This is a genomic window from Bacillus cereus group sp. BfR-BA-01441 (genome assembly GCF_022663075.1).
Classification (GTDB): Bacteria; Bacillota; Bacilli; order Bacillales; family Bacillaceae_G; genus Bacillus_A; species Bacillus_A cereus.
This window is the reverse complement of sequence record NZ_JAKUEU010000253.1, coordinates 1-500: the sequence shown is the minus strand read 5'-3', so window position 1 is coordinate 500 and position 500 is coordinate 1. Positions and strand designations below refer to the sequence as shown.

The window sequence follows — 500 nt, the reverse complement described above, 5'->3', positions numbered from 1 at the left end:
ACTATCTCTATCATCTTTTCATGATGAGACTCCAAAAAATATTCAGTTAACTCCTCTATATTCTCATACTCAAAAAATAATGTTTGAGGTAATTGACCAAGGTCTTCCTCTAATTTATTTATTAACTCCATTGTTATTATAGAGTCCAAACCATACGCTTCCATTGGGACATCCTCTTCTATACTACTGACTGGTATTTTCGTATATAAAGAAATTTGTTCTTTTAAATAGTAAGTAACTTTCTCTTTTAAATGATCCCTGGATATTGGTTGCTTTATTCCTTCATTCCAAGATACTTCCTCTGTCTCTTGTCCATGTACTACATTATCACAACCTGCTAAGCCAACTATCTCTATCATCTTTTCATGATGAGACTCCAAAAAATATTCAGTTAACTCCTCTATATTCTCATACTCAAAAAATAATGTTTGAGGTAATTGACCAAGGTCTTCCTCTAATTTATTTATTAACTCCATTGTTATTATAGAGTCCAAACCATA

1 protein-coding gene is annotated in these 500 nt (G+C 31.4%); it reads right to left on the bottom strand.

What is annotated here, in order from left to right:
- The coding region (locus MR107_RS30365) for an acyl carrier protein (protein ID WP_242293179.1) at positions 1-500 on the bottom strand (500 nt) is incomplete at both ends.